This is a genomic window from Pseudomonas fragariae (ex Marin et al. 2024), from assembly GCF_059621105.1.
The window spans coordinates 3,496,649-3,514,281 of the sequence record NZ_CM184369.1 but is presented as its reverse complement, the minus strand read 5'-3'; the positions used below and the strand labels follow the sequence as shown (position 1 = coordinate 3,514,281).

Here is a 17,633-nt window from a genome sequence, read left to right as displayed (position 1 = left end):
GCAAGACTTTGAGCATCCGCAAAGTTGCCCTGTCATTACCTTCATCACGGTGTAGCGCGGCTCAAGCCAGATTAGACATCGGCCCCCACCAGCGCATCTATCTCCTCACGGCCAGGCGCCGTCGCCGGCCCCCGGCGGGTGACCGCAATCGCTGCTGCCGCATTGGCGCGCAGCGCCGCCCGGTCGACGCTGCTGCCCCTGGCCAACTCGGCCAGCAGCACACCGGCATGAGCGTCGCCGGCTCCATTGGTGTCGAGTGCCGTGACGGCAAAGCCGGGTATGAGCCGCGTCTGTCCAGCATGGTGGATCCAGCAGCCTGCGGGGCCGTCACGCATCACTATGAGCGCATCTTCGCGCAGAATGGACGCCAGGCGGTGGATCGCGTCGGCGGGCGTCTGGGTTTGCGTGAAGCGCAGGGCTTCTTCGCGGTTGCTGGACCATAAGCTGATCAGGGGAAGTACGGCGCGCATCTCGACGCCATAAAGCGCATCAACCAATGGGCCTGGGTCGAATACCACGGCAGTGCCGCTGGGCAATCCGCCCAGCCAGGCGAGCAGGGCTGTAACCTTGTTTTTGTGGGCCAGGCTGTAGCCGCTGACAAATACATAATCTTCGGCGCTGACCTGCACGCCATGCAGATCCTCGGCAGACAAGCCACCTTCAGCGCCCACATAGGAGATGAACGAGCGCTCGGCCGAGGCTTCCACCAGGGCAACGGCCAGGCCGGTGTCCTCACCGGAAACGGGCATCGTAGAAATTTCCACACCTTCGTCGCGCATGGCCTGGCGAGCAATGTCGCCGAAGCGGCCCTGGCCATGGCGACCCAGGTAAACGGTGGGCAGGCCATTGCGGCACGCAGCGGCCATGACATTGAAGCCGCCTCCGGCCTCGAACGTGGCGCTGCTGGCCAGCACATCTCCGCCCGACGGCGGCAGGCGGTCGATGGCCATGACCAGGTCAACCAAGACCTGGCCGGTGTAGAACAATTTAGCGGGCATGGGCAGCCTCTTCGGTAACGACACGGCGATCACGCGCCCCGCCGAGCAGCGCATACAGGCCACCGGCGACAATGAAGGTCACGATCCAGCCCAGGCCGTTATGGCCCAGCCAGGAATCGGCGAGAAAGCCTTTGAACAGCACATGCTCCGGGGTGGTGGCCACGGTGGTGAAGCTGAAGCCAAGCACGATTGCCAATGCCCACGAGCCCAGCGCGCGCCATTCGACGCCGCCGCGATACCAGTAAGCGCTGCGTGGGGTCTGGTCCAGCAGGTCTTTTGGGGAGTAGATGTGGCGGTGCAGCAGGTCGACGACAAAGATGCCGACCCACGCGGTAATGGGCACTGCCAACATCGAGATGAACGTAATGAAGGGGCCGTAGAAGCTGTCGGCGATCAACATGAAATAGATCGAACCGGCAAAGATCGCGATGATATCGACGATGACTGCGTGTACTCGCTTGACCTTCAGGCCGAGGGTCAAGGTCGTCAGGCCGGCCGAGTAGACCGACAGGTTGTTGGACAACAGCAGGCCGCCGAACGCCGTGATCAGGTAGGGCACGGCCATCCAGGTGGGCAACATCTCGCGAATGGCAATGATGGGGTCGGTGGCTGACGCCAGATGATCGTTGCCCACCGACAACAGGCCGCCAAGAGTGATCAGCAAGACCAAGGGGATCCCTGCGCCAAACGCCGCCGAGGCCACCAGGCGAGTGGCCTTCACGCTGGCGTGCTGATAGCGGGACATGTCAGCGCCCGCATTGGCCCAACCGATACCGGTGCCTGCGGCCATGGTGCCGACGCCAATAATCATGGCACTCAGTGGCGCTGCTGGCGCGTCGAAGACCAGGCTCCAATCGATGCGGGTGAGTAGAAAGCCACCGACCACCAGGTTCAGCGCGCCAAACAGGTAAGTCGCCCATTTCTGGATGACCAGCAAGGTAGCATGGCCCAGGCCCGAGACGGTCAAAGTCAGCAGCACGAACAAGGCGATGAACACCAGGGTCAGGCCAGGCGAGTTTTTCGCCTCCACGGGGGTGCCGAAAAGGATTGCGAACAGTGACAGCAGGACGAACGCGGCAGTGGTGGTGTTGACCGTTTCCCAGCCCAGACGCGACATCAGCGAAACCAGCGTGGGACCGATATTGCCTCGTACCCCGAAGATGGCCCGGGACAGCGTCAGGCTCGGGGCCCGCCCGCGGCGCCCGGCAATGGAGATCACGCCCACCACGGCGAAAGAGCCGGCGGCACCGAGGATGGCGACGATAATTGCCTGCCAGATGGCCAGCCCCTGGAGCGCCACCAAGGTGGCACCGAGCGGCAAGCCGAGGATGCTGATATTGGCGGCGAACCAGACCCAGAACAACTGCAGCGGGTGGCCGTTGCATTCGTTTTCAGGAACCGGCTCGATACCGCGGGTTTCCAGCTGACCCGCACCTTGAGAGGGGGACGATGTAGTCATTTGCGTTGCTCCTATTGCCTTTTATTGTGGTTGTGGCAGTACGTCAGCAGGTGCAATCCAGTGCAAATTGGCTTTCCGAAATCGGGTTAGCCCGATCGCCGCCCGGAAGGCTGAGGGCGAAAGTGATCTCGTTAACAGTGGACGAGCACAGCCCGGTCCATCATCCGGCGCGCAGGGCCAGCAGTTGTTCGACCAAAGGCGCGAGGTCGAGCGCGTTGACCGCATCGATTTGCTCGATCAGCGCCGCCGGCCAGGCGTGCATGCCGTTGCAGGCGCCCAGCATGGCACCGAGAATGGCGGCAATCGTGTCGGTGTCACCGCCCAGGCTGGCCGCCATGCACACTGCATCGAACGGACTGAGCTGGCTGCTCGCCACGCGGTGGGCGAGGGTGAAGGCAGCGACCACTGATTCCTGTGAGGCGACCGAGGTACCAATCACATCGTGCACCCGGTCGGCCAGCTGTTCGTCTGTGCAGTCAGCGCACAGTGCCTTGGCCCATTGAATGCGCGCGGCGATACGCCCACCCGCAACCCAATGGCCATGGCGTTCGGCACTCAGAGCTACCTCAGTACCTATATCCAGAGCTTCGGTCAGGGGCGCGCCATTGATCCCGGCGGACACCACGGCCGCGACCGCCGCCGCGCTGGAGATGCCCAGCGTGGTGTTATGGGTGACCTGGCAGGCTTGCACCACCAGCGCCATGAAGGCCTCGCGGTTGCTCACGTCGGCCGCGATGCCTACCGGGGTGATACGCATTGCCGCGCCATTGGTGGTGCCGAAGCGGCCAGCCTCTTCAGGGCTGTGGCCGTCAAGGATCATTTCAATCGCGCGCTTGGTCGAAGGCCCCAGCAGGTCGTAGGAGCCCTTGGCTTTCATCGCGGCTTCCCACTCGATCAGGCTGTGGGCCAATGCTGTCGGGTCAATGCTGCCGCCGCCAGCCACCAGCAACTGTGCCACCAGGATGGCCTGCTCGGTGTCATCGGTGATGGCGCCGGCCGGCATGTTGGGTGCGATCGGCTGGTCGGCATCGGCGCCGATCAGCGTAGTGATACGGCCATAGCGTTGCAGGATCAACGCGCGCGGCAGCGACTGCGTCGGCATGCCCAAGGCGTCGCCCAGGGCCAGGCCATAAAAGGCGCCCAGGCCTCGGTCTTGCAGAAATGTTGCGCTCATGTGGACGATCCGAAGGCGAGATGAAGGCGAAAATGCACAGGGTCCAACAGGCTCTCTACGTGCTCCATAAAACGTTCACGGCGGTCAAAGGTGGTGCGCACGGCCTTGAGAAACACCGTGCCGGGCTCGCGTGCCAGCAGCGCGGCGTCATCACGGTTCAAGGGGCCTGCGCCGATCCACTGGTCACCCTTGTCGCCAATGAAGCCGTGCGCGGCCATGGTCACCGTCAGTGACTGTTCCAGCAGGCCGTTTTGCGGCAGGTTTTCCAAGCCATCGACCGCCGGAATCAAGGCGCGCTCCAGGGAAACGATACTGCCGTCGGCGGCGATACGTCGGCGGTCCAGAGCCACCAGACTGGAAGTGCCCAGGCGCACTTCCATGTCGGGGCGTTGCACCGCCACCAGGCGCAGGATTTCCGTACGCACGCCAGCACCCGTATCGGCCAGGGCCTGGGCCCAGCCGGCACGCTGGTCCAGGCTGAAGCCGTCGTAGGTGACGATCGAGCCCACGCCGGTCTGCGTGGCAATGAAGTTACGCCGCTTGAGCTCGGACAACGCCTCGCGCAGCGTGCCGCGGCTGACGTTGAATTCCTGGGCCAGGAGATTTTCCCCGGGAAGCAGAGCACCGGAGCTCATCTGGCCGCTTTCGATACGGCGGATCAGCTCATTGATCACTTGGGTTTTCTTGTCGAATCTAACCTGTCTAGTCATGTACATTTTATAGGGGCATGTTGGGTTGGAATGCAAGCTGTTTTTGCGTGGCACATTGTCATGCGACGTACCGTGCTTAAGGGATTGGTCTCATCGTCTGCGCACATCATGCTCGCAGTTCGACAAGTCACCTTGCAGGTCACGCCTGCAAGGTTTTTGAAGCGAGCCTTGCGCTCACCCACCCTCCAGTGCCAGCCAGGGCAGTCCGATGTGGGTCAAGGCTTTGGCAATAGGAGGGCTTTTTCGATTATTTTCCAGCCTGCAACCCGATCACCCGGCCAAGGAATTTGGGCCTCGGCAGCTCCGACTGCCCAGCGCTTATAGCGTTAAGTCTTTCCTTTGTTGCCTCGGTAAATATTGTTGCATGCGGGCCGGTCAGATCTACATGCAACAACATCTGCTCATTGCCGGCCAGCTCCATGTCATCCCCTGCCAAATGCAGGCTGTGATAGAGATGCACGCGCTTGGCGTCGTGGGCGATCAGTTGGGTATGCACCTCGACCGCGGCGCCGAGTTTCACTTCGTGCAGGTAATTGAGGTGCAGTTCCAGGGTGAACAGCGAGTGGCCGCTGGCTTCGCGGTTGTCGCTACCCAGCCCCAGCGCGTCCATCAGCCCGTCAGTGGCGTAGCTGAAGATCAGCAGGTAGAACGCGTCACGAAGGTGGCCGTTGTAGTCGACCCAGTCGGATTGGACTCGGGTGGTGTAGGTGGTCAGTGCAGGCATGTCGGGGGATTCCGGGTCATTACTGATCAAAATGAGGGCGCTGGCGTGCTTTGCAGGACGATGGAAGATCCACCGCCACCCATCAAAGGCAAGCCAGCTACCGTAGGTTCATTCCGCGAAGCTCATGCCATGCCTGGCCTTGGTAGTCTTTACCGCCTCCAGCACGGCGAGCAAGCAATCGTCACGGTAGCGCTCCAATGCCGAGATACTGTGTTTACCCAGCTGGTCAGTGGTGCCGTCGACCACATCGTCGATCAGTTTTTCGGTCAGTTCCGGTGCCGGCAGGTAGCTCCACGGCAACTGCAATGCCGGGCCGAACTGCGTCATGAAGTGGCGCATGCCTGCATCGCCACCCGCCAGTGTGTAGGTGAGAAAGGTGCCCATGAACGACCAGCGCAGCCCTGCGCCGAAGCGAATCGCATCATCGATTTCGCCGGTGGTCGCCACGCCGTCATTGACCAGGTGCAGCGCCTCGCGCCATAGCGCTTCGAGCAAGCGGTCAGCGATAAAACCGGGGACTTCCTTGCGCACGTGCAGCGGGCGCATACCGAGGGATTCATAGACCTTGATTGCCGCCTGTATGGCCGCCGGAGCAGTATTTTTGCCGCCCACCACTTCGACCAACGGCAGTAGGTATACCGGATTGAACGGGTGACCGACCACGCAGCGTTCCGGGTGCGCGGAGCTTTCGTAGAAGTCACTTGGCAACAGGCCCGACGTACTCGAGCCAATTAACACATTCGGCCTGGCCGCCGCGCTGATCCTGCTGTGCAGATCCAGTTTCAGTTCCAGGCGTTCCGGGGCGCTTTCCTGAATGAAGTCGGCGTCTCTCACACATTCTTCGACAGTGGCCACAAAACGCAGGCGGTTCTGGGATGCACCGGGTACCAGGCCCTGTTGTTCCAGCGCCCCCCAGCACTTGGCGACACGGTTACGCAGCGCTGCTTCGGCGCCGGGCGCGGGGTCCCAGGCAACCACATCCAGGCCATGGGCGAGGGCGCGGGATACCCAGCCACTGCCGATGACGCCGCTGCCGAGAGCGGCGAAAGTTTTGATTTCAGTGATAAAGCTCATGGCGACGTTCCTGAAGAGTGCGGTGATTTATGTCTCGGAGGCATTAGCCGCGCTTGGTAAGGCCCATCTTGGTGCGGCCTTCTGCCGGGCTCATGACTCGCGCGCCCAGACGGCTGAGAATTTCACTGGCGCGCTCCACCAGTTGGCCGTTGGTGGCGAGCACGCCCTTGTCCAGCCACAGGTTGTCCTCCAGACCGACCCGGACGTTGCCGCCCAGCAACACCGCTTGCGCGGCCATCGGCATCTGCATGCGGCCGATGCCAAAACCAGCCCACACCGCGTCGGCTGGCAGGTTATCGACCATGGCTTTCATGGTGGTGGTGTCGGCTGGTGCGCCCCATGGGATACCCAGGCACAGCTGGAACAGCGGGTTATCGAGCTGTCCTTCCTTGATCATCTGTTTGGCGAACCACAGGTGGCCGGTGTCGAAAATTTCCAGCTCGGCCTTTACGCCCAGTGCCTGGATACGTTTGGCGCCGGCACGCAGTTGCGATGGGGTGGACACATAAATAGCGTCGCCGTCGCCAAAGTTCAGGGTGCCGCAGTCGAGGGTGCAGATTTCCGGCAGCAGTTCCTCGACATGGGCCAGACGTGTCAGCGGGCCGACCAGGTCGGTATTGGGACCAAACTCCATCGGGTGCTCACCGTCGCCAATCTCCAGATCGCCACCCATGCCAGCGGTGAGGTTGACGATGATGTCGATGTCGGCCTCCCGAATACGCTCCATCACTTCGCGGTACAGCGCCACGTCGCGGCTGAATTTTCTGGTGTGCGGGTCGCGCACATGACAGTGCACCACGGTGGCACCGGCCTTGGCCGCCTCAACCGCGGCGGCCGCGATTTGCTTGGGCGTGACCGGTACGTGAGGGCTTCGGGCGGTCGTGTCGCCAGCACCGGTGAGTGCGCAGGTGATGATGACGTCGTGGTTCATGGGGGGCTCCTTACAGGCGTGAGGACGCCGTTCGCGACCACGGATGCTCGCGAAACGGCCGTTCAAAATCGGGTTATTGGCTGCTCGATTGAAGGTTTGCCGCAGCCGGTTTGCCGTCGAAGGTGGTGACGCCTTCCAGCCAGCGCGCCTGGTCTTGCGGATGGTCTTTGAGCCATTGTCTGGCGGACTCAAGAGCATCCTTGTGATCCAGTAGCGGCTGCATCATCCGGCTCTCGTCGGCGGCGGTGAACGTCAGGTTAGTCAGCAATTTGTGCACGTTGGGGCACTGTTCGGCATAAGTCGGCGAAGTGACCGTCCACACAGTGGCCATGCCCTCGTTCGGGCCCAGGGCGTCGTCGCTGCCATTGAGGTAAGTCATCGCCACGTTGACGTTCATCGGGTGCGGCGTCCAGCCGAAAAACACCACGGCTTCCTTGCGGCGGACGGCGCGGTCCACGGCGGCGAGCATGCCGGCTTCGCTGGACTCCACCAGCTGGAATTTGCCCAGACCGAACTGGTTTTTGGCGATCATCGCCTTGATCTGGGTATTGGCGCCTGAACCAGGCTCGATGCCGTAGATTTTGCCGCCCAGTTCCTTCTCGAACCTGGCGATATCGGCAAAGGACTTCAGGCCCTTGTCCGCTAGGTAAGTCGGCACGGCGAGGGTGGCGCGAGCGTCTTCCAGGCTCGGTTTGTCGAGCACTTTGACTTTCCGGGCCTCGACAAACGGCGCGATGGTCTGGGTCATCAGCGGGTTCCAGTAGCCCAGAAAGAGATCCAGGCGCTGGTCGCGGATGCCGGCGAAAATGATCTGCTGGGAAGCGCTGGTCTGTTTGGTCTTGTAACCCAGGCCGTCGAGCAACACTTGGGTCATGGCGCTGGTTGCGATCACGTCGGTCCAGTTCACCACACCCATGCGCACGTTCTGGCATGAAGCGGCATCAGCCGCCATTACATTGCTGCTCAAGAGAGCGCTGGCGCTGAGTGCAAGCACGCTGCAACTAATCAGTCGGTTCATGGTGGGGCCCTCGGCAGATCGTTATTGTGGGGTGTCGGCGTCTTTGTGCACCGTGGAAACAAATTACCCTGCCTGGAGGGCGGCCAAGCGCACTGCAGCGACCCGCTTTTGCACTGCGGCGACCTGCCCCTTGAATGCGCCCATGAACGGGAGTATCAACGTGCCACGCTGCAGGTCCGAGGAGAGCGTTACCATGGCCCAGGATTTCTATTTTTTGCTGATGCCGGGGTTCTCGGCCATCGGCTTTATCTCCGCGCTGGAGCCCTTGCGGGTGGCCAACCGCTTTGGTGGCGAGCTGTACCGCTGGCACGTCCTGAGCGCCGATGGCGGCGCGGTACAGGCGAGCAACGGCATGTCGGTCAACGCCGACGCGGCGCTTGAGTCGCTGAAAAAAGGCGCGACCCTGCTGGTAGTGGCTGGCTTTGAACCGCTGCAGTTCGCGACCCCGGCCCTGCAGCAATGGCTGCGTCGCCTTGATCATGAAGGCGTGACCCTGGGCGCCATCGACACTGGCGCCTGCGTGCTCGCTGAAACCGGCTTGCTCGATGGCCATCGCCTGACCCTGCATTGGGAAGCCATCGACGCGTTCAAGGAGTCCTACCCACAGCTCACCGTGACCCAGGAACTGTTCGAGATCGACCGCCGCCGCATCACCTGCGCAGGGGGCACAGCGTCCATCGACCTGATGCTCGACCTGATCGCCCAGGCGCACGGCCCCGAGTTGGCGATTCAGGTGTCCGAACAATTCGTACTGGGGCGCATCCGCACGCGCAGGGACCACCAACGCATGCAGATCGCTACGCGCTACGGCATCGCCAACAAGAAATTGGTGCACGTGATCGGAGAGATGGAGCAGCAGACCGAACGCCCCCTCAGCACGCTGGCCCTGGCCGAAGCGATCAACGTCACCCGGCGCCAGCTGGAACGCTTGTTTCGCCTGCACCTGAACGATACGCCGAGCAACTTCTATCTGGGCCTGCGCCTGGAGAAAGCCCGGCAACTGCTGCGGCAAAGCGGTCTGAGTGTGCTGGAAGTGAGCATCGCCTGCGGGTTCGAATCGCCGTCGTATTTCACTCGCAGCTATCGAGCACGGTTTACGAAATGCCCGAGGGAGGATCGGCGGCGGGAGGGGATTTGAGTGTTGTTTTCAGGGGGCGGGATTGGGCTTTGCGTAGGCGGGTTTTGGTGTTGGTTATAGCTGTAATCTCCGGCTGGTGTTGGTAGCAGTAGAAACAGGAGCGCCGATTTGAGTGATTATGTTTGCGCGTTTAGCGGGCGGTCTGTAGAGGTGTAGGCGATGGGGAGATAATTCGTTTAGAGGCTATCCGGATTTCCCCAAAAACATTTTTACTGGGCTCTGGGCCGGTGGTTTCAGTTTGAAAAAATCTTTATATGCCCTCAATTTTTCCCCCAGTCAGACGGCATATATGAACGATCATGAATGGCGATTCAAGATACGGTCTGAGATCTTCCAGGTTGTGTGGGAGCTTCTGATGAAAGACAATGCCGAAATAAGTCGTCACACGGGTGAAGCACATATGTAGGACCCGCTCGAACAGCGTCTGCTTTGCTTCGACGAGCTCGTCCAGCCCGATGAGGAACACCGCATCGAACTAGAGCACTTTGATATGTTGAACATCGAACACCCGGATATCGTAATGATTACCCAATGACTGGCCATCGACACAGGGGACTGGGAGAAAATTTCTGCTCTCTAGCTTCTCGGTAAGCGCTTCTGAGACGGGTTCGCTTGCTTCATAAATCCCAATCCTAGACACCACCTGCCCATGTTGGAACTTCACCGCAATCTCGCGTACCTATCCGCACTGTGCCATTTGAAGTTAAAATGCCAGTATGCGAGAGGTTTATTACAAGGATGCTGTTCAAATGGTTTTACCGGATCAACCTAAAAGCCTGATTTTTGACCTGGAAGTCGTCCCCGGCAAACCCAATCAAACTGACCGCATATTTATGGTTGGTGCGATGCGTCCTGATAAGGACGAGGAGCTTGAGCATAAGGTCAACAAGGACTTGCCTGCAGTGCTTGAGGCCCTTGATCGCTTAGGGCAGGGCGCTAGCTTTGTACTTGGCCATAACGTTATCGACCATGATTTACCCATACTTCTAGAGCAAGCTGCGCATCTGGCATTACACCAGCTGCCGGTGATAGACACCCTACGCCTATCGCCTTTGGCCTTTCCACAAAACCCGTATCACCGGCTGGTCAAAGATTACAAACTCGTTCGTGACAGCCTCAACTCACCACTGTCCGATTGCCGCTCAACCTTGACACTGTTCAATGATCAGCGGCGAGCATTCAAAGATCTGAGTATTAATCTGCAATCAGAACTGCTCTGCTACCAAGCGCTGCTCGCTCCAATGCCAGATAGCGACCTGGGGGCGTTCTTTACCTCGATAACTGGTCAGGCGCCTAGATCCCTCAAAGAAATTCGTCACCTGATCCCAGAGCTACTTAGGGAAACTGACCCAACGTTGACGCGCACTTCCAAGGTTTGCAGTAAACGACTGAACCAGTTGTTGCAACGCGACCTCATGGACGACAGCCAGCGTTGGCCACTTGCTTATGCGCTGGCCTGGCTGCGCGTGTCAGGCGGCAACTCGGTTCTGGCACCTTGGGTACGCCATCAATTTCCTGCAACAGGTAAATTGATTGCTGAACTGCGTGATATTCCCTGCGGGGAGAGCCAATGCGACTATTGCAGCACCACTCATGATCCTCGCCACGAGCTCAGGCGCTACTTCGCTCCTATTCAGGACTTTCGGACCGAACCAGACGGACGCTCCTTACAGCATGACGTGGTGCTGGCAGGCATGCAGGGCAAGCACGTGCTCGCGATTCTTGCGACAGGGGGCGGAAAATCCTTGTGCTACCAGTTACCGGCGCTGAACCGCTTTCACCGCAACGGCAGCTTGACGATCATCATATCGCCGCTGCAGTCGCTGATGAAAGATCAGGTCGACGGCCTACTGGCTCGTAACGTCCAATGCGCTGCAACTTTGAATGGTCTGTTGACCATGCCCGAGCGGGCAGAGGTGCTGGAGAAGATCCAATTAGGCGATGTGGGCATTTTGCTGGTATCCCCCGAGCAGTTTCGCAATATGGCTTTTCGCCGCGCGATCTCCCAGCGTCAGGTCGGCGCCTGGATCTTCGATGAGGCGCATTGTTTGTCCAAATGGGGCGCAGATTTTCGCCCGGATTACCTCTATGTATCGCGCTTCATCAAGCAGTTCTCTGGGGACGGTCCGCTCGCGGCGATTGGCTGCTTCACGGCTACGGCCAAACCTGATGTGCTTGAGGACATCGAACAGCATTTCAAAGAGCAGTTGGGCATAACCTTCAAGCACTTTATCGGTACCCACGAGCGTACCAATCTGCACTTCGAGGTCCTGCCGTGTTCTCGCTCAGAAAAGCGCCACCATGCTCAGACGTTAATTGAGGAAGAGCTAGGCACCAGGGAGGGTGGCGCGGTGATATTCGTTTCAAGCCGAAAAGGCGCTGAAGAGCTTGCAGACTTTTTGATCGGCCACGGATGGGCTTGCAAGTACTTCCACGCTGGGCTGGAGCCACATGAAAAAAAAGATATTCAGGACGCCTTCAAGGGCGGGGAACTGAAGATTATCGTGGCCACCAACGCTTTTGGCATGGGCGTCGACAAACCCGATATTCGCTTGGTGATACATGCTGATATTCCGGGGTCGCTCGAGAACTACTTACAAGAAGCCGGTCGCGCCGGTCGCGATCAAGGGCAGGCTCGGTGCGTACTTCTGTATGACGCTCAGGACATCGAAAACCAGTTCGGGATGTGCGAAGGTTCGAAACTGACCCTGCGTGATATCCAGCAAATCCTGCGCAAGTTGCGCAAGGAGAGCGACCGACGCAAGGGCAGCAGGCTCGTCATCACTGCCGGTGAGGTGCTGATGGATGAGCATGTTGATACTAGCTTTGAAGCCGGAGAACGTGATGCTGAAACCAAGGTAGCCACGGCAGTGTCCTGGCTTGAGCGAGGGCAGTTTTTAAAACGGGAGGAGAACCAGACCCAAATCTTTCCGGCAAGCCTGAAGTTGACTAAGGAGGAGGCCGATAAGCGTCTGGCCACCGTTAAGTTATCGGCCAGGCGGCTCGAAGAATTCAGGGCTATCTTGAGTTATCTGTACGAAGCTAATGTCGACGAGCGAATCAACACCGACGCCTTGATGGCTCTGACTAGCCTCACGTCCGAAGAAGTCACTGCGACACTGCGTCAGATGGAGGACTTGGGGCTTTTGGTTAACGACTCTAAGCTGACCTTATACGTCCGACATGGGGTCGTGTTCCCTTCCACTCAACGCCTGCAAGCTACCTTACAGCTCGAGTCTGCCTTGTTCGACCTGCTGCAGGAACTGGCGCCTGAGGCCGAGAGTGGGGAATGGCAGGACCTGAACGTGCCACTGTTGACCTCGACGCTCAAAACAGCTTCTGGTAACAAGGACCTGATACCGCTTCACGTGTTGCGACTGCTGCGCAGCCTGGCCCAAGATCACGACAGCAATAGCCAGCAGCGCAGCAGTTTCGAACTGCGCCAGATCACTCAGGATTTCCTCAAGTTGCGCATCCGCGGCGGACACAACTGGAGAGCTATTCAAGGGCTGGGAGAGCGTCGACGTGCTTTGGCCGCTGTCGTCCTCACGTTTTTGATTGGCAAATTACCGCCGGGTTCACGCAACAAAGACCTGTTAGTGGATACTACGTTCGGCGAACTTATGGGCCTGATTGATCTGGATCTTGAGCTGCGCACTAGAATCCCAGAGTCGCAGCGCCGCAAGGCCGTTGAGCACGTACTGCTGTACCTGCATAAGCAAGAAGTGATTACGCTGAACCACGGCATGACAGTCATGCGTCGGGCTATGACGATTGAAGTCGAGGGGGGAAAGCGCACCGGATTCCTGAAAGATGATTATCAGCGTCTTGATGAGCACTACCGAGAAAAACGTATTCAGGTTCACGTCATGCGCGAGTATGCCGAGGTTGGGCTTGGCTCGATGGGCTATGCCCTGGATCTCGTTCAGCACTATTTCACACTAGCCAAACAGGAGTTCATTCGCCGCTACTTCGTAGATCGCGAGGAGGTACTTAAGCTAGCCACGAGTGAGGAATCTTGGCGTAGCATTGTCGAGAAGCTTAGTGCTGCTCAGCGGATCATCGTGTCCGATGATGATGATGTGAATCGCCTGATTCTGGCTGGGCCCGGCTCCGGCAAAACGCGTGTGATCGTGCATCGAATCGCTTACCTGTTGCGAGTTCGTCGCGTTCCGGCGCGCTGTATCGTGGCTTTGACGTTCAACCGGCATGCAGCAAATGAGATCAAGCAGCGCCTGATCAAGTTGGTTGGCGCTGATGCCTTTGGGGTCAACGTGATGACGTATCATCGCATGGCCATGCGCCTGACGGGCACTCGCTTCGAGCGAGGTGAAACGCTTGAAGAAGGGCGATTAGCCCAGGTGATGGGAGAGGCTGTTGAGTTGCTTGAAGGCAAGCGTCAGGTAGAAGGGGAGGACGATCTGCGCGAGCAATTGATGCGAGGCTACCGCTACATCCTCGTTGATGAGTACCAGGACATTGATGACCTACAGTATCGGCTCGTAAGTGCGCTGGCCGGGCGTAAGTCTGAAGAAGAAGGGCGCTTGTGCATTTTGGCAGTCGGTGACGATGATCAGAACATCTACGCCTGGCGGGATACGAATAACCGCTATATAGAGCGCTTTCGCGATGAGTATTCGGCTACAAAGAACTATCTGGTCGACAACTACCGTTCCAGCGGTCGCATCATTGATGCGGCTAACCGGGTTATTGGTCGTAACCCAGATCGCCTGAAAAAGGACCATCCGATTCAGATTGATACTGTTCGTCGCGCAATGCCGAAAGGCGGTGACTGGGAAACCCTCGACATTGAGCGGGAGGGGCGCGTGCTTCGCCTCAAAATAGACGCTCAGGGCCACGCACGGGTTAATCTGCAAGCCCAGGCAGCGATGACAGAGTTGCAGCGCCTGCTCAGTTTGGACAGCGAGGATTGGCATGGGTGTGCCGTGCTAGCCCGCACCCATCAAAACCTGCTGCCCCTTCAGGCGTGGTGTGAAGCTCACGGCGTTCCATATTGTTTGGCAGCCGACAAGGAAGGTGTCTTACCTCTCACCGCTCAACGTGGCTTCGTGCAGGCTGTTGAAATACTAAGAGAGATTACCGAACCGCTGAGTGCCTCCGAGACATGGACATATCTAGGTAAGAGGCAGCTCGGGCCAGAATGGTACGACATGTTACTCGTCGCCTTTGATCAGCTAACAGCCGAGTTCGGACAATGTCCGCTAAGTGCTGAGATCCTGCTCGATTGGCTCTATGACTATTTCCGGGAGCTGCGTCAGCAACCTAGAAAGGGTCTCTATCTGGGCACTGTCCACTCCGCCAAAGGCCTGGAGTTCCGCCACGTAGTCGTGCTTGACGGCGGCTGGTCCACGCAGCCTGAAACGCTTAGCGATGAGCGTCGACTCTACTACGTGGGCATGACTCGCGCCGAGCAGACTTTAACCTTGTGTGAATACCCAGAAGGCAATCCTTTCTGCAGCCAACTTACGGAAGAGGTCATGGCGCGAACCTTCCAAGGAGAATACCTTGCGGAGCTGGAGAAGCGTTACCTACAACTCTCTTTGAAGGACATTGATCTTGATTATGCTGGGCGTCAGAACCCTACGGCATCAATACACAAGGTATTGGCAGCGCTTGAACCTGGCGACATGCTTTCGTTTAAAGCTCATGAAGATAGATATCTGATTCAGGACGCCAACGGTTATGTTATTGGCCGCACAGCAAAATCATTCAGCCTAGATCTTGATATTGAGGAGTGTGAAGTGGCGGCTGTTTTGGTTCGGCGTTCTGACCGGTGTGAAGAGTCGTTTCGAGCTTATCATCGTTCGCAAGAGTGGGAGCTAGTCGTGCCGAGAATCGCTGGCCGGGTCGTAATGAGCGATACATAACTTTGACGCTAATCTACCTCGAGCAGTAGTTTAGCTAATAGCGCTACTGTCGATGCTATTTGAGTTGATCTGTGGTTGGAGCCAGGACACCAAAATCGCATACCGTATTTACAACGCCCGTCCGGAAATAGCTGCCGTGCAGCTGTCGTATTTTTGATACCAGGTGTCGTGCGCAGTACTGCATCTCCATGACCTATGAAAAGCCAGAAATAACCAGCTAAACAGCCTGCCCAACGCCCCCTAAAGACTATCCGGATCCCCAAAAAACATCTGAATCCGCGACCTCAACCAACGCTCCCCGGGGTCATTATCCTGCGCGCCGCGCCAGGCCATGTGCAGTTCGAACGTTCGGGTTTCAATCGGCAGGTCTTCAGAGCGAACGCCTCCTGCGGCGGTCAGGACCTGCGCCGCATAGTCGGGCACGGTGGCGATGATGTCGGTGCCGGTGAGCAGTGTGGCCAGGCCGTTGAACTGGGGCACGGCGAGGACGACGTGGCGTTTGCGGTCGAGTTTTTCCAGATGTTCGTCGATGAAGCCGCTCAGGTCGCCGGCGAAGGAGACCAGTGCGTGGGGGCGGGCGCAGAAGTCGTCGAGGCTCAACGGGCCGGGTATCGAGTCGGCACGCAGCAATTGCGGCTTGCTCCTGCGCAGGACCTTGCGCTTGGCGTTGGCGGGCAGGTCCTGGGTGTAGCTGACGCCGACCGAAATCTCTCCGGAGGCGAGCAGGGGTGGCATGAGGATGTAATTGACCCGTCTGACCACCAGCACAATGCCCGGCGCTTCGGAGCGCAGACGCTTGAGCAGGGTGGGCAACAGTGCGAACTCGACGTCATCGGACAGGCCGATGCGGAACACCGAGGTGCTGGTCGCCGGGTCGAACTCCGAGGCGCGGCTGACCGCTGTCGAGATGGAGTCGAGTGCGGGGGAGAGCAGGGCGAAGATTTCCGTCGCTCGGGCGGTGGGCTCCATGCTGCGCCCGGTGCGCACGAACAGTGGATCATCGAACAGGCCGCGTAGCCGCGACAGCGCAGCGCTGATTGCCGGCTGACCGAGAAACAGCTTTTCCGCCGCACGCGTGACACTGCGCTCATGCATCAGAGTCTCGAAAACGATGAGCAAATTGAGGTCGACGCGACGCAGGTCGTTGCGATTCATGCGGAATATCTCGGGCCATTTGTCGGTTGAGGACGTGAGCAGGGTGCGATAGTACGAGCAAATGCGGGTCGGGCGCAGCGAAAATTACTGTGGGGGTTACTGAATGTCCACACGGCTTGCAATGTTTCGTCGACATGCGAACAATGGCGGCCATTACGCGCATCGACGCCCGGACGCTGTCTGGCTGCGCCGTGCAGCGCACAGGACACAATCGATGACAGGCATGTCGACTATTAATAGCCACCGATGGTGTTGCCGGCAATGCCCGGATAAAGTTTGTGGCATCAAGGTTCACCAGGCGAGGTTCTAAATGTCCCGCACGATCCGTTTCCACCAGTTTGGCCCGGCCGAGGTGCTCAAAGTCGAAGAGCATCCTGTCGCGTCGCCTGTCACCGGCGAGGTACAGGTGCGTGTTCAGGCCATCGGTGTCAGCTGGTACGACGTTCTTTGGCGGCAAAATCTCGCGGCTACCCATGCCCGGCTGCCTGCCGGTCTGGGTTATGAGATGGCTGGCGTGGTTACCGCGCTGGGCGACGGTGTGGATGATCTGCAAGTGGGTGACAAGGTCGCCAGTTTTCCTGCTGCCGACGCCAATCAGCACCCGGTCTATGGCGAATCCATCGTCATGCCGCGTCGGGCGCTGACCCGCTATCCGGATGCGCTGACGCCGGTCCAGGCCAGCGTGCATTACACGCCGTATCTGGTGGCTTACTTTGCATACGTTGATCTGGCGCGTATCAAGTCCGGGCAGACCGTACTGGTCACCGACGCCAGCCACTGCTCCGGCCCTGCATTCGTGCAGTTGGGCAAGGCGCTGGGGGCTCGGGTCATCGCCGCGACCAAGACCGAAGACGCCCGCGAGTACCTGCTGTCCCTGGGGGCCGACAAGGTGGTGGTCACCGAAGAACAGGACTTGTTGATGGCGATCAACAAGTACACCGACAACCGTGGTGTCGATGCCGTCTTCGATGGTCTTGGCGGTCCGCAGATGTCGATCATGGGCGATGTGCTTGCGCCGCGTGGCAGTCTGGTGCTGTATGGCCTGCAAGGCGGTAATCAGACACCGTTCCCGGCCTGTGCCGCATTCCAGAAGAACATCCAGTTCTACGTGCATTGCCTGGGCAATTTCACCGGCAAGCCCGAACTGGGCATTACCCAGGATCAAGAAGCGCTGCAGCGTGCCTTGCAGGACATCAACCAGATGACTCGCGACAAGGTGCTGATGCCATTGCAGACGCGCAGCTTTCCGTTCGACCAGGTAGTGCAGGCGCACCGTTACATGGATGTCTGCCCGATCGGCGGGCGTGCGGTGCTGGAAGTCGAGGCGGTCTGATTCATCACCTCCTTGTCAGCGCGGGTTATTG

The 17,633-nt window shown here is 59.0% G+C and carries 12 protein-coding genes; 3 read left to right on the top strand and 9 right to left on the bottom strand.

From position 1 onward, the window contains the following. Positions 1-71 precede the first annotated feature (71 nt). The 8 genes from AC54XV_RS15025 to AC54XV_RS14990 all read right to left on the bottom strand — a co-directional run bounded on the left by AC54XV_RS15025 (position 72) and on the right by AC54XV_RS14990 (position 8,088). Positions 72-998, bottom strand: coding sequence for a PfkB family carbohydrate kinase (locus tag AC54XV_RS15025; protein ID WP_496717001.1), 927 nt, complete (start codon positions 996-998; stop codon positions 72-74). Then, a complete protein-coding gene (locus AC54XV_RS15020) occupies positions 988-2,457 on the bottom strand; it encodes a purine-cytosine permease family protein (protein ID WP_058398256.1) in 1,470 nt (489 codons plus the stop codon). The genes AC54XV_RS15025 and AC54XV_RS15020 overlap by 11 nt, the downstream gene beginning before the upstream one ends. Positions 2,458-2,617: 160 nt before the next feature. Beyond that, positions 2,618-3,631 carry an ADP-ribosylglycohydrolase family protein gene (locus AC54XV_RS15015; protein WP_024660040.1) on the bottom strand — a complete coding sequence of 338 codons (1,014 nt, stop codon included), beginning with the start codon at positions 3,629-3,631 and terminating at the stop codon, positions 2,618-2,620. Then, positions 3,628-4,347, bottom strand: a complete 720-nt coding sequence (locus AC54XV_RS15010; RefSeq protein ID WP_011268086.1) for a GntR family transcriptional regulator — start codon at positions 4,345-4,347, stop codon at positions 3,628-3,630. The genes AC54XV_RS15015 and AC54XV_RS15010 overlap by 4 nt, the downstream gene beginning before the upstream one ends. 241 nt (positions 4,348-4,588) lie before the next feature. Then, positions 4,589-5,065, bottom strand: coding sequence for a thioesterase family protein (locus AC54XV_RS15005; RefSeq protein ID WP_104684300.1), 477 nt, complete (start codon positions 5,063-5,065; stop codon positions 4,589-4,591). A gap of 108 nt (positions 5,066-5,173) precedes the next feature. Beyond that, positions 5,174-6,139: an L-carnitine dehydrogenase gene (locus tag AC54XV_RS15000; protein WP_496716998.1), complete on the bottom strand. Its 966-nt coding sequence runs from the start codon at positions 6,137-6,139 to the stop codon at positions 5,174-5,176. 43 nt (positions 6,140-6,182) lie between these two features. Next, positions 6,183-7,070 carry a 3-dehydrocarnitine:acetyl-CoA trimethylamine transferase CdhC gene (gene cdhC / locus AC54XV_RS14995; RefSeq protein ID WP_496716996.1) on the bottom strand — a complete coding sequence of 296 codons (888 nt, stop codon included), beginning with the start codon at positions 7,068-7,070 and terminating at the stop codon, positions 6,183-6,185. Between the two features lie 73 nt (positions 7,071-7,143). Further along, positions 7,144-8,088 carry a choline ABC transporter substrate-binding protein gene (locus AC54XV_RS14990; protein ID WP_496716994.1) on the bottom strand — a complete coding sequence of 315 codons (945 nt, stop codon included), beginning with the start codon at positions 8,086-8,088 and terminating at the stop codon, positions 7,144-7,146. 193 nt (positions 8,089-8,281) lie between these two features. Between AC54XV_RS14990 and AC54XV_RS14985 the strand changes: the two genes are divergently transcribed. Both AC54XV_RS14985 and AC54XV_RS14980 read left to right on the top strand, forming a co-directional pair. Then, positions 8,282-9,226 (top strand): GlxA family transcriptional regulator, encoded by a 945-nt coding sequence (locus AC54XV_RS14985; protein ID WP_024660045.1) that lies wholly within the window; start codon positions 8,282-8,284, stop codon positions 9,224-9,226. A 749-nt stretch (positions 9,227-9,975) separates the two neighbouring features. Further along, entirely contained in the window at positions 9,976-15,114 is a 5,139-nt protein-coding gene (locus AC54XV_RS14980; protein WP_058398260.1) for a RecQ family ATP-dependent DNA helicase, read from the top strand. Between the two features lie 240 nt (positions 15,115-15,354). On the opposite strand, the gene AC54XV_RS14975 is transcribed toward AC54XV_RS14980, so the two are convergent. Then, entirely contained in the window at positions 15,355-16,269 is a 915-nt protein-coding gene (locus tag AC54XV_RS14975) for a LysR family transcriptional regulator (protein WP_003347707.1), read from the bottom strand. Between the two features lie 310 nt (positions 16,270-16,579). Here AC54XV_RS14975 and AC54XV_RS14970 point away from each other — a divergent pair, with 310 nt between their 5' ends. Continuing rightward, complete coding sequence (locus tag AC54XV_RS14970; RefSeq protein ID WP_003400830.1) at positions 16,580-17,602, top strand: zinc-dependent alcohol dehydrogenase family protein; 1,023 nt, start codon at positions 16,580-16,582, stop codon at positions 17,600-17,602. Positions 17,603-17,633: the final 31 nt, after the last annotated feature.